This window comes from Mycobacteroides abscessus ATCC 19977, assembly GCF_000069185.1.
GTDB classification, from domain to species: domain Bacteria; phylum Actinomycetota; class Actinomycetes; order Mycobacteriales; family Mycobacteriaceae; genus Mycobacterium; species Mycobacterium abscessus.
The window spans coordinates 2366734-2390810 of the sequence record NC_010397.1; the positions used below are offsets into that span (position 1 = coordinate 2366734).

Consider the following 24077-nt stretch of genomic DNA (forward strand, 5'->3'; position numbering starts at 1 on the left):
CCTCGTCCTAGCATGGAGTGGACGACTCAGTCGGCCTGGTTTACGCATGGGGCAGCAGGGACTGAGCGACGCGAAAACACCTGCATAGGGCAGTGTGAAAGGAGACCGGTGGCCGACCGTCTGATCGTGCGGGGCGCGCGTGAGCACAACCTGCGCGGTATCGACCTTGACCTACCCCGCGACAGTCTCATCGTCTTCACGGGTCTCTCGGGATCCGGCAAATCGAGCCTGGCATTCGACACCATTTTCGCCGAGGGCCAACGTCGGTATGTCGAGTCACTTTCTGCCTACGCCCGGCAGTTCCTGGGGCAGATGGATAAACCCGATGTCGATTTCATTGAGGGGCTTTCCCCGGCGGTCTCGATCGACCAGAAGTCGACCAACCGGAACCCGCGGTCGACCGTGGGCACTATCACCGAGGTTTACGACTATCTGCGTCTGCTGTACGCACGCGCCGGAACGCCGCATTGCCCGGTATGCGGCGAGAAGATCGCCAAGCAGACACCCCAGCAGATCGTGGATCAGGTGCTGGATATGGAAGAGGGCCTGCGGTTCCAGGTGCTCGCTCCGGTGGTGCGCACGCGCAAGGGCGAGTTCGTTGACCTGTTCGAGCAGCTGAACTCGCAGGGCTACAGCAGAATTCGCGTGGACGGTGTAGTGCACTCGCTCACCGATCCGCCCAAGCTGAAAAAGCAGGAGAAGCACGATATCGAGGTGGTCATCGACCGCCTGTCGGTCAAGGCGAGCTCCAAGCAGCGCCTTACCGACTCGGTGGAGACCGCGCTACACCTCGCCGACGGCATCGTGGTACTGGAGTTCGTGGATGCGGATGAAGATTCTCCCCAGCGAGAGCGTAGGTTCTCCGAGAAACTCGCCTGCCCCAACGGCCACCCGCTCGCTGTGGATGATCTTGAACCGCGGTCGTTTTCGTTCAACTCTCCCTATGGTGCATGTCCCGAATGCGCCGGCTTGGGGATCAAGAAGGAGGTCGATCCCGACCTGGTGGTCCCGGACCCGGACATGACACTGGCCGAGGGCGCGATCGCACCCTGGTCGATGGGGCAGAACGCCGACTACTTCGTCCGGCTCATGGCCGGACTCGGTGATGCTCTCGGATTCGATGTGGATACCCCGTGGAAGAAACTGCCCGCGGCCGCCAAGAAGGCAATTCTGGACGGCTCCTCCGAGCAGGTCCACGTGAGGTACAAGAACCGGTACGGGCGCACTCGTTCGTACTACGCGGAATTCGAAGGCGTGCTTGCCTTCCTGCAACGTCGCATGGAACAAACCGAGTCGGAATGGGCGAAGGAACGCTACGAGGGCTTCATGCGGGATATCCCGTGCCCCGTATGTGAGGGCACCCGCCTCAAGCCTGAGATTCTCTCCGTCACATTGACGGCGGGGGAGCATGGCACCAAGTCGATCGCAGAGGTCTGCGACCTATCCATCGCCGACTGCGCGCAGTTCCTGGGCGCCTTGACCCTCGGGCACCGTGAGCAGGCCATCGCGGGTCAGGTACTCAAGGAGGTCCAATTCCGGCTGGGATTCCTGCTGGACGTCGGCCTGCAGTACCTGTCGTTGTCGCGCGCGGCAGGCACATTGTCCGGCGGTGAGGCGCAGCGTATTCGGCTGGCGACTCAGATCGGTTCGGGTCTGGTCGGCGTCCTCTATGTTCTCGATGAACCCTCGATCGGACTGCATCAGCGGGACAATCGTCGCCTCATCGAAACCCTCACCCGGCTAAGGGATCTGGGTAATACGCTGATAGTCGTCGAACATGATGAGGACACCATCAAACATGCCGACTGGGTGGTGGACATCGGTCCAGCGGCGGGGGAGCACGGCGGCCAGGTGGTGCACAGCGGCACCTATGCGGAGCTGTTGAAAAACAAGAACTCGGTCACCGGTTCGTATCTCTCTGGCGCCGAGAGCATTCCGCTGCCGCTGATACGCCGCGTGATAGACCCGAAACGTCAGGTCACGGTGGTCGGAGCGCGTGAACACAACCTCAAAGACATTGATGTCTCCTTCCCGCTAGGGGTGTTGACCTCTGTTACCGGCGTATCAGGTTCAGGGAAGTCGACTCTGGTCAACGACATCCTCGCCACTGTGCTGGCCAACAAGCTCAACGGGGCGCGCCAGGTGCCGGGCAGGCACACCCGGGTGACGGGCCTGGACAAGGTGGACAAACTGGTGCGGGTGGATCAGTCGCCTATCGGGCGCACACCCCGCTCGAATCCGGCCACCTATACCGGAGTTTTCGACAAGATCCGCACGCTCTTCGCGGCGACCACAGAGGCCAAGGTGCGGGGTTATCAGCCGGGCCGGTTCTCCTTCAACGTCAAGGGTGGCCGCTGCGAAGCGTGCACGGGCGACGGCACCATCAAGATCGAGATGAACTTCCTGCCGGATGTTTACGTGCCCTGCGAGGTGTGCCACGGCGCACGCTACAACCGGGAAACGCTCGAGGTGCACTACAAGGGCAAGACCATCGCCCAGGTGCTCGACATGCCCATCGAAGAGGCCGCAGAGTTCTTCGAGCCCATCACCTCGATCCACCGTTATCTGAAGACTCTGGTCGAGGTCGGTCTCGGCTATGTGCGGCTGGGGCAGCCGGCCCCGACCCTCTCCGGTGGAGAGGCTCAGCGCGTCAAGCTGGCCGCTGAGCTGCAGAAGCGCTCAACGGGCAAGACCATCTACATCCTGGACGAGCCCACCACCGGCTTGCACTTCGAAGACATTCGCAAGCTACTCACGGTGATCAACGGCCTGGTGGATAAGGGCAACACCGTCATCGTCATCGAGCACAACCTCGATGTCATCAAGACGTCTGACTGGATCATCGACATGGGCCCCGAAGGCGGCTCCGGTGGTGGCACCGTGGTGGCCGAGGGCACACCCGAATCCGTCGCACAGACGGCGGGCAGCTACACCGGCGAGTTCCTGGTGGACTTGCTGCCCAGGCCCGTGCGAAACGGCAAGGCGCCTGCGAAGGCGCCCGCCAAGAGTACCGGGAAGACACTGGCCAAAGCGCGGACCAGGAAGGTTGTCACTCCGGTCTAGGGTGGCAGTCATGACTGACGCCGCCGTTGGTGAACCGTTCGTTCGCATCCTCGCCAACTTGGCAGATGCAGAACCGGACGCCCCGGCTGTCACATGCGGTACCGATTCGGTTACCCGGGCAGAACTGGAGCGGCGTGCCACCGCGTTGGCGCATGCGTACCAGCGTCTCGGTGTGCGACAGGGTGACCTCGTCACCATCGGGCTGCCCAACTCGGTGGAGTTCTTCGCTGCCCAGATCGCGGTGTGGAAACTGGGTGCGACGCCGCAGCCGGTGTCCTGGCGGCTGCCCCTTGCCGAACGCCGCGCCATCGTCGAACTGGCCGACTCGACGCTCGTGGTCGGGGTAGACCCGGCCGACCATCCTGATCGGGTTTGTGTATCAGCGGGATTCGAGCCCGGTGCCGAGGACTACCTTGCCGGTCCCGTGCCCGAGGTGGTATCTCCGGCCTGGAAGGCGCCCACCTCCGGTGGCAGCACCGGCCGGCCCAAGATCATCGTCGCGCCTACCCCCGCGGTCATCACCGGAACGGCAGCCGGCGAGATTATGGGTATGCAGCACGCCGACGCCCAACTGGTCGCCGGCCCGCTGTATCACAATGCCCCGCTGATGTTTTCGTCATATGGCCTGCTCCTTGGACATCATCTGGTGGTGCAACCGAAGTTCGACGCACTGGAGGCGCTTGAGCTGATCGGTACCCACAAGGTCACCTGGCTGCAAGTGGTACCCACCATGATGTCGCGCATGCTGCGTGAACTCCGTCAGCATCCCGGACGGTTCGATCTGTCTACTATTCGGGTCCTGTGGCATATGGCGGCTCCCTGCCCGGTGTGGTTGAAGCAAGCGTGGATTGACCTGCTGGGCCCCGAGGTCATCTGGGAGCTGTATGCCGGCACCGAGGCCATCGGCGGAACCATCATCACCGGACAGGAATGGCTGGCGCACCGTGGGTCCGTCGGTAAGCCGGCACTCGGTGAACTCGCCATCCTCGACGAGAACGGAAACCCGCTTCCCGCGGGCGAGGTGGGGGAGATCTTCATGCGCCCGTGGGAAGGAATGCCCACCCCGTACAAGTACCTGGGTGCTGAGATCAAGCGGTTCGGCACCTGGGAATCGATCGGCGATCTCGGCTGGCTGGACGATGACGGCTACCTGTACATGAGTGATCGCCGTACCGACTTGATCGTCACGGGCGGGGCGAATGTGTTTCCCGCGGAAGTGGAATCGGTGATGAACGGCTACCCGGGTGTGATCGACAGCGTTGTCGTGGGTCTACCCGATGATGACCTCGGGCAGAGCGTGCATGCCGTTGTACACGCCGAACCCAACGTGACCGAGGATCAGTTGCGCGACTATCTGCTGGACCAGATTGTCCGGTACAAGGTTCCGCGCACCATCGAGTTTGTCGCCGACCCGCTGCGGGAGGACTCGGGCAAGGTGCGGCGCAGCCTCATCCGTGAGCAGGCGACTGCCCGTCGGGCAGCCGCGGGTTAGTCCTCGCGCATAGACTCACGGATTTCCGCAAGCCGCTGTGCGGCCGCCCTGTTTTTCGCTTCGAACTGTGCCTCGACAGCGCGGCCTTCTGCACTCTCGGCGTCCAGCTCGGCGGAACCGGCGGCCGTACTGGACCGAGATTCGATCTTTTCGCGCACCGACTCGAACGTCGGTACACCGCTGTCGGTGTATCCCGGATCAGGAGTATCGGACATACCGGTCGACGGTACCCCCGCAGGGGCTAGCGCGGCAGCGGCATATCAGGGACCGTCGGCGTGCCGATCCGGCCTGCCATCCATGGAAGCGCCGACGTGAACGCGGTCTGTGCGAACGGCCACTTGTGCTCACCGGGTTTGTGCTGCACCGTGCATGCGATCCCTTGTGCCGTGGCCACCTCGCAGAGTTTGTGCGCAGCACGGTCCTGATCGCTGAGTGGCACGTTCGCCGCAGTGCCCGGGGAAGCGCCGGTACTGGTGATCGCCCCGGAGCCGGCTCGATGCAGCCCGTTGACGTCGAACCAGCCTGCGGTATTGGCATATCGTCCGTGGCGGGTCATCACGGTTGCTGGGTCGAACTGCTCCCATGCTCCGGCGTCGCCCCCGAACAGGCGGGCGATTGTCTGTGCCTTGTTGCCGGTATTGGGCGACATATCGCCGGCGATGTCTTCGAAAGCGCTGAACAACTCGGGATGTTTGGCTGCGAGCGTCACCGCGCAGGTGCCGCCCATCGACCAGCCCACCACACCCCAATTCTGCGGGCGAGGGCTGACTCCGAAGCGTGAAATCATGAACGGGACAACATCGTTCGTCAGGTGATCGGCCGAGTTGCCGCGTGGCCCATTCACGCATTCGGTGTCGTTGTTGAACGAACCACCGGCGTCCACGAACACCATGACGGGAGCATTTCCGCCGTGCTGGCTGGCGAAGGCATCGGCCACCTCGACGGCATTCCCACTGCGGATCCAGTCGCTCGGGGTATTGAACTCGCCGCCGATCATCATGATGGTCGGCAATTCGGTGCGCGTGGAGTCGAACCAGGCTGGCGGCAGGTAGACGATCTCCTTGCGATGCCGGAAGCCGCTGGCGTCCGCCGGGATGTCGACCGGGACGAGCTTGCCCTTGGTCATCGTGGGCCCGCGACGCTCCTCGCGTGCGGCGGTCACGGTGGCCATATCGGCCTGGTTGGGCAGCGGGCCAGCGGTTAACTGCGCCCAGCCGGATTGGATACTCCGGACGTAACCGACCCATTGGTTCAGCATGAGCGAACCGGAGAGGATGGTGAGTGGAACCGCGGTGAGCGCGACCGCGCGGCGCCACCAGCGTGCCGTGCGCCACCCCACCACCAAGACGGTGGCGGCCACGCCCGTGAGCGCGATCCATACCCACAACATCAGCGGAGCCGGGTTGCCTCTGTCCGCCCACCCCTCGGACTGGATATACCAGTAGGCCCACCCGGCCAGCGCGACACCGATACCTACCGCAACGGGGACCCAGCGCCGAAACCACCGGCGGGTCCGCAGCCCGATGGCAATGACGAGCGCAAAGCCGGTGATGACCTGCATGGAGACAGGAAAGTTTCCATGTAACAGGGAGATGTCATGACCGGACACGGCACTCATGATGACCTAGGTTTCTGTGAATTATCTGTCAGCTGTCCGACGAGTCCGGATACGGAACGCCAACAACTTCAGACTACTCAGTGCGTCCCGGGCTAGCGGGGCTTGGCCAGCGGGAAGGGCAGTGTTTCGCGGATGCTGCGCCCGGTGATCAGCATGACCACCCGGTCCACTCCCATGCCCATCCCTCCGGTTGGCGCCATTGCGTACTCCATCGCGCGCAGGAAATCCTCGTCGAGTTCCATCGCTTCGGCGTCTCCGCCGGCCGCCAGCAGTGATTGCTCATACAGGCGTCGGCGCTGTTCCACCGGGTCGGTCAACTCGGTATAGGCGGTGCCGAGTTCGACACCCCACGCGACCAGATCCCACCGCTCGGCGAGCCCGGCGATGCTGCGGTGCGGGCGGGTAAGCGGCGACACCGAGACCGGGAAATCGCTATAGAACGTGGGTGAGGTCGTGTGTTTCTCCACCAGCCGTTCGTAGAGTTCCAGGACCAGGTGACCGGCATCCCAGCGCGGATTGAACTGCACCTCCGCGGACTGGCAGAACCTTTGCAATGTCGGCACTTCCGTCGCAGCGTTGACCTCTTCACCCAGCGCGCGAGAGACCGCCTCATGCACGGGAACGATCGGCCATTCGCCACCGATGTCCACCGGCGCCAGCCTCCCGTCGGCTCCGGGCCGCATCACCACTTCGGCGCCGTGGGCGGCTTTCGCGGCGTTCTGGATGAGCCGCTGCGTGGTCTGGGCCCAGGTCACATAGTCGGCGTGCGCCTGATAGGCCTCGAGCAGGGTGAATTCGGGATTATGGCTGAAGTCGACGCCCTCGTTGCGGAAGGCCCGCCCCAATTCGAAGACCTTCTCCACGCCACCGACGCAGAGCCGCTTGAGGTACAGCTCCGGCGCGATACGCAGATACAGATCCAAGTTGTACGCGTTGATGTGTGTCAGGAAGGGACGCGCGTTGGCTCCGCCGTGCACCTGCTGCAGAATCGGTGTTTCCACCTCTAGGAAACCTTGAGCCAAAAGGGTATTGCGCAGCGATGTGATGATCGCGCTACGGGCCGCGATCTGCTCGCGAGCCTCGGGGTTGATCGCCAGGTCGAGGTATCGTGCACGCACCCTGGCTTCGGGGTCGGTAAGGCCCTTGCGCTTGTCGGGGAGCGGGTGCAGGCATTTGCCGATGATCCGCCACGACTCCACCAGGACCGATCGGGTGCCGTTGTTCGATTGACCCATGACCCCGCTGGCCTCGACCAGATCACCCAGATCGACGGCGGCGGTGAACTCTTCGTGCAGCCGCGGATCGTCGATAAGCAGCTGCACCTCCGCGGACCAATCCCGTAGCTGTGCGAACAACACACCGCCGTAGTCGCGGATTCGCAACAATCGCCCGCTGATGACCACTTCGCTACCGTCGGGTGCGGCAAGCGCCTCGGCCACGGTATGGGACGGTGGCGATCCCACCGGGTATGTGTCGATTCCCTTCTCCTGTAAGGCGGCCAGCTTGCCCAGTCGAACCTTGACCTGCTCCGGTACGCGCTGTTGAGGTGCTGTCTGGGGCAGTAGCTCGGGTGTGCTGCCATCGTGATGCAGCAGGCCCGTGGCCACGATGGCCTGTGGAACCGCGCTGTACTGGCCGGTGTGCCTCGGCTTGTCGCGGTTGCCGAAGGGCAGCACCAGGAAGCCTTCGGCGATCACCGACGCGATGCCGATGCGGGGGATGAGCCGGGCGTCTTCGTAGCAGGCGAACCGGGGCACCCATTCCGGCTGATACTTCACATTGGAGCGATATAACTGCTCGAACTGCCAGAACCGTGAGGCGAACATCAGCACCGAGCGCCACAGTCGAAGTACCGGGCCCGCTCCGATTCGGGAGCCGTCGGCGTAGACCGAGCGAAACATCACAAAGTTGAGGGAAACGCGGGTGATCCCCATACCCTCTGCGCGTGTGAGCAGCTCCGTGACCATGAATTCGATAGTGCCGTTGGGTGATTGACGCGAGCGGCGCATGAGTTCGAGGGACACCCCGTTGGTGCCCCACGGTACGAGAGACAGCATGGCGACGGGATCGCCCGTGGAATCGATCGCCTCAACCAACAGGCAGTCGCCATCGGTGGAATCCCCCAACCGTCCCAGTGCCATCGAGAAGCCGCGCTCGGTATTGCCATCACGCCACAGGTCGGCATTGACGATGATCTGTTTCGTCTCTTCGGCGCTCAGTTCGCGATGGCGGCGGATGCGCACCGATAGTCCCGAACGTCGTGCGCGGTTGACCGCCTGCCGGACCGTGGCCATATGCGGACCCGAAATCGAGAATGAGCGCGGGTACAAGATGGCCTCGTCGCCGAGTTCCAGTGCGTTGAGCCCATGTTCGCGATACGCCAGCGCACCTTCGGCGCTGGCGCCCATGACCGCCGGCGCCCAGCCGTAAGCGTCGCATACCTGCAGCCATGCGGAAATGGCTTGGCCCCAAGCCGATTTGTCCCCAATGGGATCGGCACTGACCAGGCAGACGCCAACTTCCACCCGATATGTCACGGCCGCTCGGCCATTGGGCGCGAAGATGACGGCCTTGTCGCGTCTCGTCGCGAAATAACCCAGGGAGTCGTCCTGCCCATAGCGCTCCAGGAGCCCGCGGATTAGAGATTCGTCATCACCGGTCAGCGCGTTGACGGCTCGTTGCGAGCGGAACAACACGATGGCCGCGGCGATCAGGGCCAGCGCGCCGAATAACCCGAAGAGCCAGTTCAGGAAGTGAGGGGGCAGACCATCGAAATCGCGGTGTGAGGCGATCGAAAAGCCGGCCACCCGATTGAGTGCCCACCAGAAACGATCACCGGGGACAAGCGTGCGGGGGAAGAGTTCCAGCAGGCCCCATGCCAGGACTGTTCCGGCGGCCATCCCCGCGATCAGCACCAGCGCCGCCTTGACCGTCGCACCGCGGCGTACCTTGGCGTAGAACTCCTTACGCGCGAGCAGCAGCAACAGGATGAACGCGCCGTGCACGACGAGACCGATCAGCTCGGTGGTGTCACGATGCTCTATGAAGCCGCCCACGTTTAGTGCTGACCGTCCCAGTAGGTCGATCAAGAGCACCCACCAGGCGATGCTCTTGCGCACCGCCAGGGCGGCGGCCAGTAGCGACAGTACAAAAGCCCAGGACAGGCTGCCGTCGGGCCAACCGAACAGGTATTCGTCGACGAACTCGCGAGGCAGCTTCGTCACCATCCGAATGAATGGCGAGATGCTCGACAGGAAGTTCAGGATCGCCTGGATGCCGACAAACCAGCCGAAGAACGCCGGGACCCAGCGCCACCGTGAGGTTACGGGTGGTCGCGCTGCCGGGCGTGCACCGATTCCCGGGAGCGCCGTGACAGCGGGATGATCCGGGGCGGGTGGTTCAACTGCCGGTTTGATGGATGTCACCTTGCGAGAATAAGTGGCATGCCTTGGCGTTCCCTGCGAGTTTGAGTTCCCGGCGTTTTAACGCAGGTACTTCTCGCCGGGGCCCTGCCCGGGCTCGTCCGGCACTGCGCTGGCCTCGCGGAAAGCCTTCTGCAGACTCTGTAACCCGTCCCGAATCGGTGCGGCATGCGGTCCCAGGTACTCGACTGAGGCGGCCACCAAGCCCGCGAGTGCGGTGATCAGCCGGCGTGCTTCATCCAGGTCACGGTGCGGGCTCTCGTCGGGATCGGCGGAGGACAGCCCCAGTTTTTCGGCACTGGAGCTCATCAGCATGACGATGGCCTTGGTTATCACCTCGATCGCAGGGATGTCGGCAAGCTCGCGGACACTCTCGGCCGGGGACTGGTCGTACTGATCCCGGTCGTACTGATCATGGTCAAGGTCATCGGTCACGGCTGCTAGACTGTCACGTGCGACCGTTCCCGACTCTGTCGGGGACATCAAGTGGAGTCCCGCTCCCACCGCTGGCCACAAGGTACAGCGGTCCGGTCCAGCCACCTTTGGTGGGTGTTCTGCGCTACGCAGAACGGCGTATCTCGTCGTGACCGGTCGGCTTCGGGCCCTGCCATGTGCAGGGCTTTCTTGCTGATGGGCCCGCTTTTGTCCCCGTCGAACCGAGCTTCGGTCACGACAGGTAGAGGACGAGCCAGGGAGGCCACATCAGCACTGAGACCCGCATCAATGAACGTATCCGCGTACCCGAAGTCCGCCTGATCGGCCCGAAAGGCGAGCAGGTCGGCATCGTGCGGATCGAAGATGCGCTCCGCGTCGCAGCCGACGCCGATCTCGACCTTGTCGAGGTAGCCCCAGATGCCAGACCGCCGGTCTGCAAGATCATGGACTACGGCAAGTTCAAGTACGAGACGGCCCAGAAAGCGCGTGAGTCTCGCAAGAATCAGCAACAGACCGTCGTCAAGGAACAGAAGCTTCGGCCCAAGATCGACGATCACGACTACGAAACCAAGAAGGGCCACGTGGTCCGCTTCTTGGAAGCCGGATCCAAGGTCAAGGTCACGATCATGTTCCGCGGACGTGAGCAGTCCCGGCCCGAACTGGGATACCGGCTGCTGCAGCGGCTCGGCGCGGACGTCGCCGACTACGGCTTCGTGGAGACATCCGCGAAGCAGGACGGCCGCAACATGACGATGGTGCTGGCGCCGCACCGGGGCGCGAAGACCCGGGCCAAGGCGGCACAGCAGGCGGAGGCTCCTGCAGGACCGGCGACGGCTTCGGCGGCCGCGCCGGCCGAGCAAGCGCCCACCGAACAGACCTAGTACGGAAAACAAAGGAACAGGGAACACCAAGATGCCCAAGGCCAAGACCCACAGCGGTGCGTCGAAGCGCTTCCGCACCACCGGTAGCGGAAAGATCGTGCGCCAGAAGGCGAACCGTCGCCACTTGCTGGAGCACAAGCCCACCTCTCGCACCCGCCGTCTCGACGGCCGCGCCGTGGTTGCGGAGAACGACGCCAAGCGCGTCAAGAAGATGCTGACCGGCTAGCAGCCCACCACGACCACCCCAACACCACAGCACCACTCTGCATCACTAGAAGGAACAAATTTATGGCACGCGTGAAAAGGGCTGTCAATGCCCAGAAGAAGCGCCGGACAATCCTGAAGGCCTCCAAGGGCTACCGCGGTCAGCGGTCGCGCCTGTACCGGAAGGCCAAGGAGCAGCAGCTGCACTCGCTGACCTACGCCTACCGGGATCGTCGCGCCCGTAAGGGTGAGTTCCGCAAGCTGTGGATCGCGCGCATCAATGCCGCGGCCCGCGCCAACGACATCACCTACAACCGCTTCATCCAGGGGCTGAAAATTGCCGGCGTCGAGGTCGACCGTAAGAACCTCGCCGAGTTGGCAGTCAGCGATGCCGCTGCGTTCACCGCGCTGGTCGAGGTCGCCAAGGCCGCGCTGCCTGAGGATGTTAACGCTCCGGCCGGGGAAGCCGCCTGAGCATTCCGGCTGACTCAACGGCACTGACTGAGCGGTCACAGACAGTGATCGACGCGGTCAAACTGCACCGGCCCGCCGCCCGTCGGCGGGCCGGTCTTTTTCTGGCAGAAGGCCCCAACCTCGTCGAGGCCGCACTGCGTTCCGGTGCGGTTGAGCGGATTTTTGCGACGGATGCCGCGATAGAGCGATTTGTCGATCTGTTGGCCGAAGCGCCCGTACGCCGGGTCACCGAGCGCGCTGCTAAAGCGTTGTCCGACACCGTGACTCCGGTGGGGCTGGTCGCCCAGTGCCGCACTGTCGTATCCACCTGGTCTCAAGTCACCGCGCGATCGCCCCGATTTGTCATTGTCGCCGTGGATATCTCGGAACCTGGCAACGCGGGCACCCTCATCCGGGTCGCGGACGCGATGGGTGCCGATGCCGTCGTACTGGCGGGCAATAGCGTCGACCCCTTCAACGGCAAAAGCTTGCGTGCTTCGGCGGGAAGCATTTTCAACATTCCGGTGGTGCCCGAAGGGGACGTCGGGGCGATCGCCGCCGATCTTGCGCAGACGGGGGTGGCTCTATTGGCCACCACTCTCGACGGTGACCTTTCCCTCGATGAGGCGGACGCGGTCCTTGCGGGCCCCTGCGCTTGGTTCTTCGGAAACGAGGCCCATGGGCTCGACGGGGCGACCGCAGCCTTGGCCACGCATCGGATCAACATCCCGATGCGTGGGGGAGCTGAGAGCCTCAACCTGGCCAGCGCCGCCTCCATTTGTCTGTACGCCACGGCGCGGATGCATCGCCGTCAATAGCCTCCAGTACTATCCGACAAAGCCGTAACGGCGAGTACTAGTAACTTCGATGGATCGAGGAACCTCATGCCCGCACCTCTGCAGATCAGGCACTTTCGTGAATCGGATGTTCCCGACCAGACTGGCAAGACACACGTCATCACCGGTGCGAATAACGGTCTGGGTCTGGTTGCCGCGGAGGCGCTCGCACGTGCCGGCGCCCGCGTCGTGCTTGCCTGCCGCAACCAGCAGACCGGGCGCGCGGCCCTGGACAAGGTGCGTGCCCTGGGTCCGAATGCTGACCACGCGCTCGTTGAATTGGACCTCACCAGTCTGGCATCGGTGCGATCGGCCGCGGACGCCATCCGCACCCAGGCGCCGACCATCGACGTGCTGCTGAACAACGCGGGTGTCATGGCGATCCCGTTGCAGCGCACCGCCGAAGGATTCGAGATGCAGATCGGCGTGAACCATCTCGGCCACTTCGTGCTGACCGACGCGCTGCTGCCGTCGCTACTGGCCGCCGACGCGCCCCGGGTGATTTCTCTGGGCAGCGTCGCGCACGCGCAGGGACGCAATAACCTGAAGGTCGACGACCTGAACTTCACTCAGCGTCGGTACAACCGGATGACCGCCTATCGCGCCTCGAAGCTCGCGTGCATGCTGTTCGGCTCGGAGTTGGCTCGAAAGGCCGCGGCCGCCGGATCCTCGCTGGTGTCGGTGAATGTGCACCCCGGAGTGGCGGCCACCAACCTGTTCGACTCCATGATTCCGAAACTCCCGGGGCTGCATAAGGCCTTCTACTTCGGCATGGGCCTGGTGCTGCAGGACGAGCGCCAAGGTGCGGAGTCCGAGCTGTACGCCGCGTCGATGCCGGATGTCCAGCCCGACGACTATCTGGGCCCCACCCAGTTGACCGGCGCCAGGGGACCGGTAGCGCGCGCACCCCGGAGCAAGGAAGCACGTGACCCCAAGCTGGCGGCGCAGTTGTGGCAGAAGTCGGTGGAACTCACCGGGGCCGACTACTCGCGACTCAGCGGTTAGCGCCGCTGGGATCACTCTGAGTCCAACACTCGTGTCGCGCATCGTGGTTCGGCATTATCGGTGCTCGACGCGGGTGTGGCTGAGAGGCTAGGCACCGGCCTGCAAAGCCGTTCACACGGGTTCGAGTCCCGTCACTCGCTCTATCTGACCGTAGGTCTAGCTGCGGATTCTCCCTGCGCCGGAGACCTAGTCGGACCCACTGAATTGGGGGTTATTCGCTACCCCGGCCTCGGTCTTCGCCATCGCCTCAGCGGCTGCGCTAATCAGTCCGCCGAGCTTCTTCGCCGCAGCCAAAAGGGTGTCCGCTGTCTGTTGCCAAATCTTTTGTTCGCGACGGAACGCATCACCGGTTGCGCCCGTCCAGCTTTCAGCGAGTTTGTTCACCTCAGCCCTCTGTTCATCGAGCAACTGCTGCAGTCTCGCTATCGAGGCTTGCCAATCACCAACTAGTGCGCTTATTTTCGCGTAGTCGTAGACCAAATCGGCCATGAGGCCCCGCCTACCGATCCAGCGTCTGAGTGATCGAGGTGGCTCTCAGGCCCTCACTGCTGGCGAAGGTGCTTGCGAAATCACTGACCTTCTCGGCAATGTGTTGTTCCTCGATGGCCAGCTCAGATAGTGCAGAGGTGAACTCGCCCATCGCGGCATGCGCTGCCTTACCGCCTTCGCCCTGTAGTGATTGCGCGAGTTCCTGAGCAAGCTGAGTGAGGTGACCAGCAGTAGAGTTGAATTCTGTCACCGTGCCATGTAGCTGTTCCGCAAGCTTCTTGAGCTCTTCAGGATTTACGCTTAATCCAGGATTCATCCCCGCCCCCTTGTTGTCGCACGAAGCTATCAGCCACCGCGGGGGTGTACAAGCGAACGGGGCCGAATCCCTCTCGCCCGGTCGAGCTCTAGCCGCCGGCTGGTGCCTCTTCGGCCTTGGGAGGTTGGCCGTCCGGCGATTCCAGCACAGGAGGTGTGGGCGCACCCGGCATCACCGTCGGAGCGGCGGCCTCGATCGGAGCGATGCTCTGCGGTGGCTGACCATGCGGATCTTCCAACGCGGGATTCTCATTGCCTGCGGCGAACTGCACCCCGGTGGTGCTGGCCGGGGCCGCGGGGTTGACGCCGCCCTGGATGCCGTATCGCGTGCTCGACGAGGTCAGCACGTTCGCGGGGTGCGCGGCGTTGCCCAGTTTGCTGCCCGGCAGGCCGGCGGCACCGGCCGCCGGGTCTGCATTGGCCGCGATCTTGACTCCCCGGGCATCGACCGTGGCGGGTGCCACCGCCGGGAAGTTGTTGTAGATGTACGTGTAGCTACCCGGGGTGGCCGGTAGGGGAGCCGGCACGCCGGGCACAAAGGGAATGCCCGGCGGGTCGGCTGCTGCTGTCGGTGCGGCGAATCCCGCCAAGGCGAGGGCTCCGGCCACACCAGCCGCGGTGGCGGCAATTTTCTTCTTCGGCACAGGGACTCCTCCTTAGATCTTCATCGGGTCGCCGTAGATGGCGAACTCAGTATGCGCAGAAGCGGTCGAGATTCGCAGATAGACATACGAGCGGATCGTGACATCGCCACCGCAAGCATCCGCCTTGATGTGCAGATTGTCCACGTCCAGCATGGCCTTGCCGCCATCGCTGAGGGCCATGTTCGCCAGCGGCAGGTCCGTGATCACACCCGGCTGCAGGATCGTCTGGACGAAACCGGCAAGTCCACCGGAACCACCAACCGACGGCCCGCCGCTATAGCCAACGGACCCTGCGAGACCACCCGTGCCACCAATCTGCAGACCGCTGGAAACGTCTGTCTGGCAACCCAGTTGATACCCGGCGATGAAAAGACTGTCGGTGATCGGGGCCGATCCGCCCGTGGCGACCGCTGTCGCGTCGAAGGTGACGAACGCCTCGCGTGAGTTGGACGCCTCGGCCAGGTTGGGCACCGAGTTGATGGTCTCGTGGTCGATCCGGATCACCAGAGTCCAGCCGTCACGAGTGACCTTTGTGTACGTCTGGGGCGCCATGGCGACCGGATCAGCGTGCGCCGGCGCCGTTGCGAAGGTACAGATCGCAGTGACCAGCGCCATGACGGCGCCAACTCGTTTGCGTACGGCCATGTGGATGCCTCGTTTCCCCTTGTGGATATGACCCTTGTGGATATGAACGGTGGTGAACCAGTACCTGAAGTTGAGAGCTTGCGGCGTCATCGATTGCGTATCGGTGTGATCAGTTCGTGATGTGAGCTGACGGAAAGATACGCCGACGGAATCGCCGCCGCTGGTCACTTTTCACAGGTTTTTCACAGAAATTGCCGCCGGAGACGATTCCGCTCACTTTCGACTTTCTTTCGATGTGAGTTGATGTCATGTTGCTGGACGCTGGCAAATAACAAAGGGCAGGCTGTCCAAATATGTACTTATGCTGGGTCAATCGACTGGTGAACGGTATGTGTCAAACCGTCCACGGTAGGGTAAACCCGTTCTCCGGACGAGTAGTTTTCGTCTGTCAGACGACAGAAATGGAACACGGAAAAATGTGGCCCACGCCATAGTAAAGCCCTGTAAAAGCTGCGTAAACGGGTGTTACGCATGGGTGCGACCTGCCTGAACGGCATGCGCGGGCTAATTAACAGCTGGGTTGCGTACGGTAATCCGAGCGTCGATGAGCCATCGATTTTGGTGACGCTCTCCACGTCGTGTCGGGGAGGGGGCAATGACTAGATCGGACGCCCGCGTGGGACGTGTCAGCGAATGCGGGCCCTAACCTCTCCGGCGCTCTCTGGGGCCGAGTCTCCGCCTTGTTTTGCAGCGCTGAGTGTCTGCGAAGGTGGGGGCCAGGCTGGGGCCATGCGACGCCTGTCACGGACGTTGCGGGGAGGGGCGGCCGTCGCAAGGACATGTCGCCGGAATCGGCGGCGGGATTTGCGCGCGCGGGTGAGCGTTCGCCGCGCCGTTACCAGCCATAACGGACGACGACCTGGCGCGATGGAAACGCTCGTCATGTCGGCGACATGGGTAACCGCAAGATTGCCGCCACCCACCGCAGCACATAGGCTGATCACGTGGATGTCGAGCCGTCAGGCCTCGATGCCGAACCGGACGGTGAGTTCGACTCTGGGATCCGTAAGCGCAGGCGAGGCCGTACCCGTGGACCTGTGCGGCATGATTCCGCCCAGGTGACGGACGGCATTGACACGACGGCGGATGAGGTCCCGTCGACGGAGTCTGCCTCCCGTCACTTCGCGCGTGCGTCGCGCACGGCGGGCAGTTGGTTCCGCAAGATGGATCGCGATCCCGCGGTAGTGGCGGCGCTGCGCCGTGCGCGGCGCTCTCTGCCCGGTGACCCCTATTTCGGTGACCCGTTGTCCACCAGTGGTTTTGGCGGTGCGAGCGCAGTCGCGCGCGCCGCCGATCGATTGGTGACCGACAGGGACACCGCGGTCCGTGAGTTTGGTTTCGGCGCATTGCAGATTTGGCAGGCCTTCACCGAGAAGGTGAGCAAGCAGCCGGCCAACCGTGAGGTCACTTTGGTCTTCACCGATCTTGTCGGCTTTTCCGGATGGGCGCTTGAGGCTGGTGACGAAGCGACTCTCAAGCTGCTGCGCCGTGTCGCGTCCGTGTCCGAGCCTCCGCTGCTCAGCGCGGGGGGCCAGGTAGTCAAGCGCATGGGCGATGGCATCATGGCGGTTTTCGATGACCCGGTAACCGCGCTACGTGCCATCATTCCTGCCCGAGACGCGCTGAAAAACGTTGAGATCCAGGGATATACGCCGGTGATGCGGATCGGCATCCATGCGGGTACGCCCCAGCGTATCGGCTCCGATTGGCTCGGTGTGGATGTGAACATCGCGGCGCGGGTGATGGAGAGTGCCGCGAAAGGCGGGCTCGCCATCTCTCAGCCGGCATTGGCCAAGGTGCCGCTGGCGTTTCTTGACCACATGGGACTCACGCCCACTCCGGTGCGGCGTCCGCTGTTCTCCAGCCGACCGGCCGGAGTACCCGAAAATATGAAGATGTACCTGCTCGAAACTCGCAGACAACTGCCAGCTCCGGGAGATGACGGTCGCGTCTAGTGGGTGCGATCATGGGTCATGCGGAGAGTATGGGCCGCGCTGGTTCGCCTACGCGTGACGATCGGCTACGCGGTGGCCCTGGTCGCTGTCGCCGTGGTGCTGGTCATAGAGGGCCCACGGATGCAAGACCGGGTCGTCGCCCACGCGAGTACCAACCTGCACAATCTCCACCAAGGGCATCTGGGCACCCTCATCGGCAGCGCATTCGTGACTGACGCCGGTCCGATCTACCTGTGGCTTCCGGGCTTGATGAGCATTCTTGCGCTGGCGGAACTGCAGTGGCGTAGTGGACGATTGGCGCTGACATTCGTATTGGGCCACATCGGGGCCACCCTCATCGTCGGGCTGGGGCTTGCCTTTGCGGTCTGGCTTCATTGGGCTCCCGTATCCATCGCGCGCGCCAGCGATGTCGGGATGAGCTATGGGACGGCCGCCGTATTGGGAGCGCTCACCTTTTCGATCCCACCGCGATGGCGGACCTCGTGGGGGTGGGGATGGATCACGATCGGGCTCGTCGCCATTGTATGTAACCAGACCTTCACCGAAGTCGGTCACCTGACGGCACTGTTACTCGGGATGCTGGGTGCGCGGCTGACACCATCGTACGCGCCTCATTGGTCCGCTCTTCGGCTGTCGCTCTTGGCTTGTGGTTGTCTTTTCGCGTTGATGCTGTTCTCTGAGGACGGTCAAACGCTGGCTGTGGCCCTGCCGGCTGGGCTCGCTGCGGTGCTGATCACGCATTGGGTCAGCGAACGGCGGCGGCCTCATGGTCAAGTAGCCATCGCTTGATCGGGAGCCCATAGCGGAAGCCCCCTAGCGCGCCACCGATCCGAAAAACACGGTGGCATGGCACAAACAACGCCGCCGCGTTCCGTGCGCAGGCACTTGCGGCGGCGCGGATGGCGGCGGGCCGCCCGGCGCGGTCGGCGAACTCGCTGTAGGTGATGGGTGCCTGTGGATCTACAGTTCGCAGCACATCCCACGCATGCATGAGGAACGCCCCGGAACGCTGAACTACAGGGATCGAGTCGATACAAGTCAGGTCGCCGGCGTGATAGTCGGTGATCGCCTCGGTGACCTTTCCCAGATCGCGTTTGGGCGTCAGGGTCTTGGGGCGCAGGGATGGGTGAATCAGTGCGCGGAGCAGTTCAGGTGAGTCGGTCCACCCCGAGGCCAAGACGGCGCCCGTATCATCCACGATGGCGGTAAATGGGCCCACCGGGGTGGTGAGAGTCGCATGATCGGTCACGATTTTCCCTTCGGTTTGCGAGTGAGTTGCCGCGGTAGCGCGGCGATTCCCTTGCGCCACAGGTGCATGGAGACATAAGAGCGCCATGGCGAACTAGCACGGGCGGTTGCCATGTCGACACCTGCGGCGGTGGCGCCGCGCCGCAGCACAAGATCGTGTTCCAGCAGCACGTCGGGGTCGGCCAGTTGGCGCATGACCACGTAGTCTGCGGTCCATGGGCCAATCCCCTTGATATCCAACAACTGCCGACGTAGATCGGTGCCAGTCATGCCATGATGCAACTCCAATTTTCCTGTTGCGAGCCTGTCGGCGGCCCCGGCGATCGCTGCGATCCGTGCCGCTGGCCCGGCCATGACCTCCTGGGCTGCGGCAGCAACGGTTTCGGCGGTCGGAAAAAGATGGGTCACTCGTCCCGTGGCGTCGGTAACTTCCTCGCCAAGGGCCGCCACCAGGGACGCCGTCGCCGTATTGGCCGCCGCCACGGAGATCTGCTGGCCGATCATGGTGCGCAACAATAGCTCTGCACCGTCGACGGTCCCTGGAACCCTGATCCCCGGGGCCTCGGTCACCAGCGGGGCAAGGACGCGGTGTGACAGTAGGGCTTCGTCGACAGCCGACGGGTCGGCGTCCAGATCCAGCAGGTGGCGCAGGCGTGCCACCGCGGGGGCCAAGTCGCGCATGTCCGTGAGCTGCAAGTCGGCCCGCACCTGGTCGGCGCTGACCGTCAACGTCGCGATCACCGGCCCATGCGGCATCCGCAACGCCCGCGTATACCGGCCGTCGGAAAAATCCTCTACGCCTCGCGCGCAATGATGCTCCAACAGCCACGTTGACCATGCGATGTTGTGTGGCTGCCGTAGAGGAAGTTTGAGGCTGACGGCGCCGGGAATGGGTTCCGGCGCGGGACATTCCTTGCGGGGGAGCTCGGTCCGTAGCTTGGAGGGTGTGGTCGCGAAGACTGCGGCAATCGTGTCGTTGAATTGGCGAATGCTGGAAAATCCTGCGGCAAAGGCGATATCGGACATCGGCAGATCAGTGCGCTGAATCAGCACACGCGCCGTGGTGGCCCGATTGGCGCGGGCAAGTGCCAGTGGGCTCGCCCCGAGCTCGGCCAGCAGGACCCTGTTCAGCTGGCGACTCGAGTATCCGAGTGCCCGGGACAGCCCGTCTACACCGTCGCGCTCGACCAGGCCGTCCCCGATAAGTCGCATCGCGCGGACGGCCAAATCGGACTTGATATTCCACAATGGCGATCCCGGTGCTGCGTCGGGAAGGCAGCGCCGGCAGGCCCGGTATCCCGCCGCCTGCGCCGAGGCGGCGGTGGGGTGGAAGGAAACGTTCTGTCGTTTCGGCGTGATGGCGGGACAGGATGGCCGACAGTAGATTCCGGTGGTGTGTACGGCGGTGAAGAACTGCCCGTCGAATCGTGTGTCGCGGGATTGAACGGCCCGGTAGCAGGCCTCCGCGTCAAGCTCCATGACTTGAGCATGCCCGGCCGCTGGGGTCGGCGCTAGCGGAAATCGGACATTATCGTCTGGCCGGCCCTCCGCGGGTATTTAGGCATACCGGGCCGACCAGCACGGTGATGGTCATGGACGACGCGGTTTGCCACCACGGCTCCTGGCAGTGAACGCATGATCGTCACCGGGCGGCGCAGTCATGATCGGATTGATTGCCGGCCAGACACGCGCTCACCGGATGGCTGTGCCCTGACGTCCCGAATGTCCCGACTGACATGACGGGAAGGTGGCTAACCGGCTTACCCTATGATCGGCATCCGTGGCCGATCACACCCAGCACCCTTCGGCGGAGTCTTCAGCGGAACTTTTGACAACTGCCGTTGATGCTGCTCGCGCTGCCTTTGATACCGCCGACAACCTGGATGGCCTCGCGCAGGCGAAGATCGACCATCTCGGAGAAAAGTCGCCGCTGGCGCAGGCTCGTCAGGCGCTGGGTTCGCTCCCGAAGGACCAGCGGGCCGAGGCCGGCAAGCTCGTCAACGCGGCTCGCACGCAGGCGCAGCAGGCCTATGACGACAGGCTGGAGACGCTGCGTGCCGAACGCGACGCCGCGGTACTCGTCGCGGAACGCATCGACGTGACATTGCCCTCGACTAGGCAGCCCCTGGGGGCCCGCCACCCCATCACGATCTTGTCGGAGAACATCGCCGACACCTTCATCGCGATGGGATGGGAAGTGGCGGACGGCCCCGAGGTCGAAACCGAGCATTTCAACTTCGATGCCCTGAATTTTCTGCCCGACCACCCGGCGCGCAGCACGCAGGACACCTTCTACATCGCGCCGGAAGACTCGCGGCAGGTCTTGCGTACACATACCTCGCCGGTACAAGTCCGCACGCTGTTGGCACGTGAACTGCCGGTCTACGTGATCTCGCTGGGACGCGCCTTCCGTACCGACGAGATCGACGCCACCCACCTGCCCGCTTTCCATCAGGTGGAAGGGCTCGCCGTGGATCGGGGACTGACCTTGGCCAATCTCAAGGGCACCCTTGACGCGTTTGCCCGGGCGATGTTCGGGGCGCAGGCGCACACACGGATGCGGCCGCACTACTTCCCATTCACCGAGCCCTCCGCGGAGGTCGACGTCTGGTTTGAGAACAAGAAGGGTGGTGCGGGCTGGGTCGAATGGGGCGGTTGCGGCATGGTGAATCCGAATGTTTTACGGGCCAGCGGTATTGACCCCGGCGAGTACAGTGGCTTCGCGTTCGGCATGGGATTGGAGCGCACCCTGCAGTTCCGCAATGGGCTTCCCGATATGCGCGACATGATCGAGGGCGACGTCCGCTTCAGCTTGCCGTTCGGAGTGAGTGCCTGATGCGAGTTCCTTACAGCTGGCTGCTTGAGGTGTTGCGGGTCGGTGCCCCGGAGTTCACCGCCAGTGCGGCCGATATCGAAGAAACCCTGATTCGCATTGGCCATGAGGTCGAAGAGGTCGTGATCCCCGGGCCGGTGACAGGGCCTCTCGTGGTGGGACGAGTTGTTCAGATCACCGAACTCACCGAGTTCAAGAAGCCGATCCGCTTCTGCCTGGTTGACGTTGGCGAGGCCGAGCCTCGTGAAATCGTGTGTGGTGCTTCTAATTTCGCGGTCGATGATCTAGTTGTAGTGGCACTTCCGGGCGTCACGCTGCCGGGTGACTTCACGATCGCGACGCGAAAGACATACGGGCATACGTCCGATGGCATGATCTGCTCTACGAGCGAGCTCGGCCTGGGCATCGAATCGTCAGGATCGCCGGGCATCTTGGTGCTGCCACCGGAAACCGCGGCGCCCGGAGCCGATGCCATCGCGGTGGTGGGACTGGATGATGCCATTTACGATCTGTCCATCACGCCCGATCGGGGTTACTGTCTGTCTGTCCGCGGGCTGGCTCGCGATCTGGCCTGCGCATACGACCTGAACTTCGTAGACCCCGCTGCAGTACAGCCTCTTCCGGCGGAAGGGGCGTCGTTACCCGTACATATCGATGCCGGGACCGGAGTGAAGCGCTTCGGGCTGCGGCCTGTGGTCGGCATCGATCCGGCCGCGGTCTCGCCCTGGTGGTTACAGCGGCGACTGATGCTTTGTGGGATCCGGGCAATCTCGCCCGCGGTAGACGCGACCAACTACGTGATGCTCGAGATCGGGCACCCCATGCATGCGCACGACAAGACGCATGTCCGTGGCGATTTCCGAGTACGGTTCGCAACACCCGGCGAAACGGTGGTCACGCTGGACGATCTGGAGCGCAGACTCGAACCCGGCGACGTGCTTATTGCCGACGATGCGGGTGTCACCGCCATCGGCGGCGTGATGGGCGCCGGCAGCACCGAGATGCGGGAGGATTCCACCGATGTGCTGCTGGAAGCCGCGGTGTGGGATCCGGCGGCCGTGCTGCGCACGCAACGCCGGCTTCATCTGCACAGCGAGGCGGGGCGTCGCTATGAGCGCTCCGTGGATCCTGCAATATCCGTTGCCGCGCTTGATCGCTGCGCATCTCTGCTGTGCGATATCGCCGGCGGGACCGCACCTGCCGAACTCACGGACTGGCGTGCTGACAGCGAAGCCCGGCCAGAGATTGTTATGGCCGCCGATCTTCCGGCGCGGATCGCCGGGGTCGATTATGCGGACGGCGTGGTGGAACGACGGCTGCGCCAAATCGGCGCCGGAGTGGTCGTCGAGGGCGACACACTGCGAGTGACGCCGCCGAGCTGGCGCCCGGACATCACCGAAGGCGCCGATCTGGTCGAGGAAGTGCTCCGCCTTGAAGGTCTCAGCGATATTCCCTCCATACTGCCCGCGGCACCGCAAGGCGGAGGTCTCACGCCGGTGCAGCGCCGTCGTCGTGCGGTAGGGAAGTCGTTGGCGCTGAACGGTTACACAGAGATCTTGCCGATGCCGTTCCTGCCTGCCGGCGTGTTCGACGCGTGGGGTCTGGATGACAACGACCCGCGCCGTCACACCACGAAGGTGCTCAATCCACTGGAATCGGATCGCCCGGAGCTCGCCAGCACCCTGTTGCCGGGCGTGCTGGAAGCACTGTCGCGCAACATTTCCCGAGGAAATGCCGACGTTGCGCTCTTTACCATCGGCCAGGTGGTGCGGCCGACGGAGACCACCCGGGCGATTCCATTGCTCGACGTGAGCGGTCGACCTTCGGAGGCCGAGCTCCATGCGCTGCTCGAATCGCTACCCGCACAACCGGTCCACGTGGCGCTGGTGCTGGCCGGTGCGCGCGAGCCGAGCGGGCCGTGGGGACGTGGTCGCACGGCCGATGTCACCGACGCGCTGGAGGCGGCCCGGGTCATCGGGCGTGCTGCCTACGTCGACATAGCGCTGCGCGCAGGTGAGGAACTGCCGTGGCATCCGGGGCGTTGTGCCGAGATCGTGGTCGACGGCCAGATTGTCGGGCATACCGGAGAGCTGCATCCTGCGGTAATCGAGCGTCTCGGCCTGCCGAAGCGGACCTGCGCCCTGGAGCTCAGCCTTGACGCGCTTCCTGTTGCCAATCCGCTTCCGGCACCGAGGATTTCGCCCTTCCCGGCGGTACACCAAGACGTGTCGCTGGTGGTTACCGAGACGGTCCCGGCCGATGCCGTCACCGAAGCGCTGCGTGATGGCGCGGGGGAGCTGATCGAGGATGTGCGGCTGGTGGAGGTCTACACCGGACCGCAGGTTGGCGAGGGCAACAAATCTCTGAACTTCCGGCTGCGCTTCCGGGCGGCGGACCGAACTCTCACAGAAGACGAAGCCACCGCCGCGCGGGTGGCGGCGGTGGCTTCTGCGGCTGAGCGCGTGGGGGCGGCCCAACGCGCTTAGCAGGTCTTACTGTCCTCGGCGCTGGTCAGCCTGCTCGCGGTGCTGCTCCTGGC

Annotated in this window: 21 protein-coding genes and 1 tRNA gene; 12 read left to right on the forward strand and 10 right to left on the reverse strand. The window is 63.7% G+C overall.

What is annotated here, in order from left to right; all coding sequences use genetic code 11:
* The first annotated feature begins 108 nt into the window (after positions 1 to 108).
* Positions 109 to 3063 (forward strand): excinuclease ABC subunit UvrA, encoded by a 2955-nt coding sequence (uvrA, locus tag MAB_RS11805; RefSeq protein WP_005110827.1) that lies wholly within the window; start codon positions 109 to 111, stop codon positions 3061 to 3063.
* A 10-nt stretch (positions 3064 to 3073) separates the two neighbouring features.
* Entirely contained in the window at positions 3074 to 4555 is a 1482-nt protein-coding gene (locus MAB_RS11810) for an AMP-binding protein (RefSeq protein WP_005079233.1), read from the forward strand.
* Here MAB_RS11810 and MAB_RS11815 read toward each other — a convergent pair.
* The 4 genes from MAB_RS11815 to MAB_RS11830 all read right to left on the reverse strand — a co-directional run bounded on the left by MAB_RS11815 (position 4552) and on the right by MAB_RS11830 (position 10030).
* Positions 4552 to 4770, reverse strand: a complete 219-nt coding sequence (locus MAB_RS11815; RefSeq protein WP_005079236.1) for a hypothetical protein — start codon at positions 4768 to 4770, stop codon at positions 4552 to 4554. The two genes, MAB_RS11810 and MAB_RS11815, sit on opposite strands and share 4 nt — an antisense overlap.
* Before the next feature lie 26 nt (positions 4771 to 4796).
* Positions 4797 to 6173, reverse strand: a complete 1377-nt coding sequence (locus MAB_RS11820; protein ID WP_005110831.1) for an alpha/beta hydrolase — start codon at positions 6171 to 6173, stop codon at positions 4797 to 4799.
* 92 nt (positions 6174 to 6265) lie between these two features.
* Entirely contained in the window at positions 6266 to 9598 is a 3333-nt protein-coding gene (gene lysX / locus MAB_RS11825; protein WP_005110833.1) for a bifunctional lysylphosphatidylglycerol synthetase/lysine--tRNA ligase LysX, read from the reverse strand.
* A gap of 57 nt (positions 9599 to 9655) precedes the next feature.
* Positions 9656 to 10030: a DUF1844 domain-containing protein gene (locus MAB_RS11830; protein WP_005058706.1), complete on the reverse strand. Its 375-nt coding sequence runs from the start codon at positions 10028 to 10030 to the stop codon at positions 9656 to 9658.
* Between the two features lie 266 nt (positions 10031 to 10296).
* Here MAB_RS11830 and infC point away from each other — a divergent pair, with 266 nt between their 5' ends.
* The 6 genes from infC to MAB_RS11860 all read left to right on the forward strand — a co-directional run bounded on the left by infC (position 10297) and on the right by MAB_RS11860 (position 13549).
* Complete coding sequence (gene infC, locus MAB_RS11835; RefSeq protein WP_071997922.1) at positions 10297 to 10911, forward strand: translation initiation factor IF-3; 615 nt, start codon at positions 10297 to 10299, stop codon at positions 10909 to 10911.
* A gap of 31 nt (positions 10912 to 10942) precedes the next feature.
* A complete protein-coding gene (rpmI, locus tag MAB_RS11840; protein ID WP_005058702.1) occupies positions 10943 to 11137 on the forward strand; it encodes a 50S ribosomal protein L35 in 195 nt (64 codons plus the stop codon).
* A 62-nt stretch (positions 11138 to 11199) separates the two neighbouring features.
* Positions 11200 to 11589, forward strand: a complete 390-nt coding sequence (rplT, locus tag MAB_RS11845) for a 50S ribosomal protein L20 (RefSeq protein ID WP_005058700.1) — start codon at positions 11200 to 11202, stop codon at positions 11587 to 11589.
* Between the two features lie 44 nt (positions 11590 to 11633).
* The gene (locus MAB_RS11850) at positions 11634 to 12386 is read left to right on the forward strand and encodes a TrmH family RNA methyltransferase (protein WP_005079247.1); all 753 of its coding nucleotides are present in this window, start codon (positions 11634 to 11636) and stop codon (positions 12384 to 12386) included.
* A 66-nt stretch (positions 12387 to 12452) separates the two neighbouring features.
* Positions 12453 to 13409: an oxidoreductase gene (locus tag MAB_RS11855; RefSeq protein WP_005079249.1), complete on the forward strand. Its 957-nt coding sequence runs from the start codon at positions 12453 to 12455 to the stop codon at positions 13407 to 13409.
* 69 nt (positions 13410 to 13478) lie between these two features.
* Positions 13479 to 13549, forward strand: a tRNA-Cys gene (locus MAB_RS11860).
* Between the two features lie 46 nt (positions 13550 to 13595).
* On the opposite strand, the gene MAB_RS11865 is transcribed toward MAB_RS11860, so the two are convergent.
* From MAB_RS11865 to MAB_RS11880, 4 genes are all read right to left on the reverse strand, one after another.
* Entirely contained in the window at positions 13596 to 13898 is a 303-nt protein-coding gene (locus MAB_RS11865) for a WXG100 family type VII secretion target (RefSeq protein ID WP_005110837.1), read from the reverse strand.
* A 10-nt stretch (positions 13899 to 13908) separates the two neighbouring features.
* Positions 13909 to 14214 (reverse strand): WXG100 family type VII secretion target, encoded by a 306-nt coding sequence (locus tag MAB_RS11870; protein ID WP_005110839.1) that lies wholly within the window; start codon positions 14212 to 14214, stop codon positions 13909 to 13911.
* Positions 14215 to 14302: 88 nt separating this feature from the next.
* A complete protein-coding gene (locus tag MAB_RS11875; RefSeq protein WP_005079252.1) occupies positions 14303 to 14857 on the reverse strand; it encodes a hypothetical protein in 555 nt (184 codons plus the stop codon).
* A 12-nt stretch (positions 14858 to 14869) separates the two neighbouring features.
* Positions 14870 to 15472 (reverse strand): MspA family porin, encoded by a 603-nt coding sequence (locus tag MAB_RS11880; protein WP_005119835.1) that lies wholly within the window; start codon positions 15470 to 15472, stop codon positions 14870 to 14872.
* A 974-nt stretch (positions 15473 to 16446) separates the two neighbouring features.
* Here MAB_RS11880 and MAB_RS11885 point away from each other — a divergent pair.
* Positions 16447 to 17457, forward strand: coding sequence for an adenylate/guanylate cyclase domain-containing protein (locus MAB_RS11885; protein WP_005079255.1), 1011 nt, complete (start codon positions 16447 to 16449; stop codon positions 17455 to 17457).
* An 18-nt stretch (positions 17458 to 17475) separates the two neighbouring features.
* Positions 17476 to 18246: a rhomboid-like protein gene (locus MAB_RS11890; protein ID WP_005115237.1), complete on the forward strand. Its 771-nt coding sequence runs from the start codon at positions 17476 to 17478 to the stop codon at positions 18244 to 18246.
* Here MAB_RS11890 and MAB_RS11895 read toward each other — a convergent pair.
* Complete coding sequence (locus MAB_RS11895) at positions 18203 to 18706, reverse strand: methylated-DNA--[protein]-cysteine S-methyltransferase (protein ID WP_005058688.1); 504 nt, start codon at positions 18704 to 18706, stop codon at positions 18203 to 18205. The two genes, MAB_RS11890 and MAB_RS11895, sit on opposite strands and share 44 nt — an antisense overlap.
* A complete protein-coding gene (locus MAB_RS11900) occupies positions 18703 to 20184 on the reverse strand; it encodes an Ada metal-binding domain-containing protein (protein WP_005091823.1) in 1482 nt (493 codons plus the stop codon). The genes MAB_RS11895 and MAB_RS11900 overlap by 4 nt, the downstream gene beginning before the upstream one ends.
* Before the next feature lie 301 nt (positions 20185 to 20485).
* Between MAB_RS11900 and pheS the strand changes: the two genes are divergently transcribed.
* Together pheS and pheT are read left to right on the forward strand one after the other, a co-directional pair.
* Positions 20486 to 21541, forward strand: coding sequence for a phenylalanine--tRNA ligase subunit alpha (gene pheS, locus MAB_RS11905; protein WP_005079261.1), 1056 nt, complete (start codon positions 20486 to 20488; stop codon positions 21539 to 21541).
* Positions 21541 to 24024, forward strand: coding sequence for a phenylalanine--tRNA ligase subunit beta (gene pheT, locus MAB_RS11910; RefSeq protein ID WP_005110844.1), 2484 nt, complete (start codon positions 21541 to 21543; stop codon positions 24022 to 24024). Before pheS ends, pheT begins: the two co-directional genes overlap by 1 nt.
* Positions 24025 to 24077 lie beyond the last annotated feature (53 nt).